The organism is Actinomadura logoneensis (assembly GCF_003428695.1).
GTDB lineage: Bacteria > Actinomycetota > Actinomycetes > Streptosporangiales > Streptosporangiaceae > Spirillospora > Spirillospora logoneensis.
Genome location: NZ_QURH01000716.1, coordinates 1 through 3221 on the forward strand (window position 1 = coordinate 1; position 3221 = coordinate 3221).

General features: G+C 73.4%; 3 protein-coding genes. 1 reads left to right on the forward strand and 2 read right to left on the reverse strand.

Features of this window, described 5'->3' with window-relative positions; translation table 11 throughout:
- Nucleotides 1–105: 105 nt before the first annotated feature.
- Nucleotides 106–408: a hypothetical protein gene (locus DZF91_RS26115; RefSeq protein WP_147341392.1), complete on the reverse strand. Its 303-nt coding sequence runs from the start codon at nucleotides 406–408 to the stop codon at nucleotides 106–108.
- Between the two features lie 114 nt (nucleotides 409–522).
- Nucleotides 523–1371: a 16S rRNA (cytidine(1402)-2'-O)-methyltransferase gene (gene rsmI / locus DZF91_RS26120; protein WP_117359844.1), complete on the reverse strand. Its 849-nt coding sequence runs from the start codon at nucleotides 1369–1371 to the stop codon at nucleotides 523–525.
- A gap of 238 nt (nucleotides 1372–1609) precedes the next feature.
- Between rsmI and DZF91_RS26125 the strand changes: the two genes are divergently transcribed.
- Nucleotides 1610–3175: a dolichyl-phosphate-mannose--protein mannosyltransferase gene (locus tag DZF91_RS26125; RefSeq protein WP_117359843.1), complete on the forward strand. Its 1566-nt coding sequence runs from the start codon at nucleotides 1610–1612 to the stop codon at nucleotides 3173–3175.
- Nucleotides 3176–3221 lie beyond the last annotated feature (46 nt).

Genomic DNA, 3221 nt, shown 5'->3' on the forward strand with positions numbered 1-3221 from the left:
AAGGCGCGCCCCCCGCACGGTTGATCGCGAAGCGATGCCGCACTCGCACGAGCATCCGGTCCGGGGACGAGCCGCCAGGCGAGTCCCCGGAGCCGGAGGCTCCATTTAATACGCGTGCAGGCGGCGGAGCCGGAAGACCAGCTCCAGGTCGTCGCCCCGGCGCGTCGGGGGCACGGGGCCGTGGCGGCGCCACGGGGCCGGCCAGGCCCGGACGCGGGCACGCTGGCAGTCGGGACACATGTGGTCGGTCCAGGGTGTGGTGCAGGAGTGGCCGTCGTGCTCGTAGACGACCGCCTCGCCGCCGTGCCCGTCGATGGCGTGCCTGACCTCGAACTCCTCGTCCCAGGTCCGGCCGCAGTTCTGGCACTCGTACACCCAGACCTCGTGGTTCGACCATGCGTCGTGCACGGCCCCCACCCCCTCGGTGAACGCTTTTCAGGCGGGTTCCATCCTTCTCCCGATCCGGAGCCCGAGGATTTATTACCCATAATTCTAGTCGCCGGACCACTTCGGCGGTCGCGACTATTCGCCCGAAGAGATGACCGCTTCGTACACGACACGCTTGGGCAGGCCGTTCTCTTTGGCGATCTCCGCGATCGCCTGTTTCCGGGGGATTCCGGTCGTCTCCACCCGGTCGGCGACGGCCGTCCGAAGGTCGGCCGGGTCGGTCAGGCCCGCGCGCTCGGGCGCGCCGCCGACGACGACCGTGATCTCGCCGAGGACGCCCTCCTCCGCCCACGCCGCCAGTTCGGCGAGCGTGCCCCGGCGGACCTCCTCGTAGGTCTTGGTCAGCTCCCGGCACACCGCGGCGGGCCGGTCCCCGCCGAACGCCCCGGCCATGGCGGCGAGGCTGTCGGCGAGGCGGCGCGGCGACTCGAAGAAGACCATCGTGCGCCGCTCGTCCGCGAGGTCGGCCAGGCGGCGGGCGCGCTCGCCCTGCTTGCGGGGCGGGAAGCCCTCGAAGCAGAACCGGTCGGTGGGCAGGCCCGAGACCACCAGCGCGGTCGTCACGGCGGACGGGCCGGGCAGCACGGTCACGGGGACGCCCTCGGCGACGGCCGCGCGGACGAGCCGGTAGCCCGGGTCCGACACGCCCGGCATCCCCGCGTCGGTGATCACCAGCACGTCCCGTCCGGCGCGCAGCTCGGCGAGCAGGCCGTCCACGCTGGCCCGCTCGTTGTGCTCGTGGTGCGCCAGCACCCGGCCGGTGATCTCCACGCCGAGGTCGGCGGCGAGCCGGCGGAGCCTCCGGGTGTCCTCGGCGGCGACGACCGCGACGTCGGCGAGGGCGGTGAGCAGCCGCCGCGAGGCGTCCTCGGGCCGGCCGATCGGCGCCGCCGCCAGCAGGAGGGTTCCGGTGTCAGGCGTCATCCCCCCATTCTCGCGGGTCGGCGGCGCGCCGACGCCCGGGGACGGTCCGGGCGGACGGCGGCGCTCACCGGACACGCCGACGCGGGCGGACACTCGCCGATCTGGGCCGACCTGGGCCGATGCGGACGGGCGGCGGCGCGGGCACGGCGCGGGTACGCGGTGGGCGAGGCGCAGGCGCGGTGCGGGCGCGGCCCGGAAGGTCCGTGTTTGGGCCTCGGGGCTCACCTACGATGGGCGGATGGCGATGACGGACCTGACGCCCGCCGGGACCGAGGCGGCTCCGCGGCCCGCGTTCCCGCCGCGGCTGCGCGACTGGCTGGCCCCGCCGATCCCCGGGGGTGTCCTGGCCGGCTGGCTGGGCCCGCTGCTGGTGACGGCCGTGGCCGCGTTCCTCCGGTTCTACCGGCTCGGCTCGCCCAAGGCGGTGGTCTTCGACGAGACCTACTACGCCAAGGACGCGCTGTCGCTGCTGAAGTTCGGCTACGAGCACACGACGGTCAAGGACGCCGACAAGATGCTCATCGCCGACCCGCACGCGAACATCTGGTCGGACGGCGGCAGCTTCGTCGTCCATCCGCCGGCGGGCAAGTGGATGATCGCCATCGGCGAGCAGCTGTTCGGCGCGACGCCGTTCGGCTGGCGGTTCATGCCCGCGCTGTGCGGGACGCTCGCGGTGCTGATCCTGGCCCGGGTCGTCCGCCGGATGACGCGGTCGACGCTGCTCGGCTGCGCGGCGGGCCTGCTGCTCGCGCTGGACGGCCTGTCGTTCGTGACCGGCCGGGCGGCGCTGCTCGACGTGTTCGTGATGTTCTGGATCCTGGCCGGGTTCGGCTGCCTGGTGGTCGACCGGGACCGGTCGCGGCAGCGCCTGGCGGACCGGATCGAGGACGGCGACACCTCGGTGTACGGGCCGTTCGTCCTGCACGGCTGGCGGATCGCCGCCGGGGTCTGCCTCGGGATGGCCGTCGCGACCAAGTGGACGGGCGTGTTCTACCTCGCCGCGTTCGGGCTGATGGTCGTGTTCTGGGACTACGGCGCCCGGCGCGCCGCGGGCGTGCGCGCCCCGGCCGCGGGCACCCTGCTGCTGGACGCGGTTCCGGCGTTCTTCCAGCTCGTGGCCGTCTCGCTGGTCACCTACCTGGTCACCTGGTCCGGCTGGATCTTCAACGCGGGCGGCTGGGACCGGGGGACGCCCTCGTCCAACCCGCTGTGGCGGCCGTTCGAGGCGCTACCGAAGCTGTGGAAGTACCACCGGGAGATGCTGAACTTCCACAACGGCCTGCACGACCACCACCCGTACCAGTCGTGGCCGTGGGACTGGCCGATCCTGCGGCGTCCGGTGGCGTTCTACTACACCGAGCCGTCCGGCTGCGGGGCGAGCAAGTGCTCCAGCGAGATCCTCGGGATCGGCACCCCCGCGCTGTGGTGGGGCGCGATCGCCGCGCTCGTCGGGGCGCTGGTGCTGTGGCTGGTGGTCCGCGACTGGCGGGCCGGGGCGGCGGTGCTGGGCTTCACCGCGGGCTGGCTGACCTGGTTCCCGTCCGCGTTCGCGGACCGGACGATGTTCCTGTTCTACGCCACCCCGATGGTCCCCTTCATGATCATCGCGATCGTGCTGATGCTGGGCCTGCTGGTCGGACCCGAGCGCCCGCCGGGGCCGCGCCGGGTGCTCGGCGCGGCCGGGGCGGGCGCGTTCATGCTGGTCGTGCTCGCGAACTTCGCCTACTTCTACCCGATCCTGTCGGCGCAGGTGATCACCTACGCCGAGTGGCACGACCGCATCTGGTTCAACTCCTGGATCTAGCCGCCGCGACCTGACCCGGGCGGCGCGCCCGGGCCGGGGCCGCCGG

Excerpts from the sequence above, each read along its gene's own strand:
- rsmI (WP_117359844.1), bottom strand. The coding sequence starts at position 1,371 with ATGACGCCTGACACCGGAACCCTCCTGCTGGCGGCGGCGCCGATCGGC.
- DZF91_RS26125 (WP_117359843.1), top strand. The coding sequence starts at position 1,610 with ATGGCGATGACGGACCTGACGCCCGCCGGGACCGAGGCGGCTCCGCGG.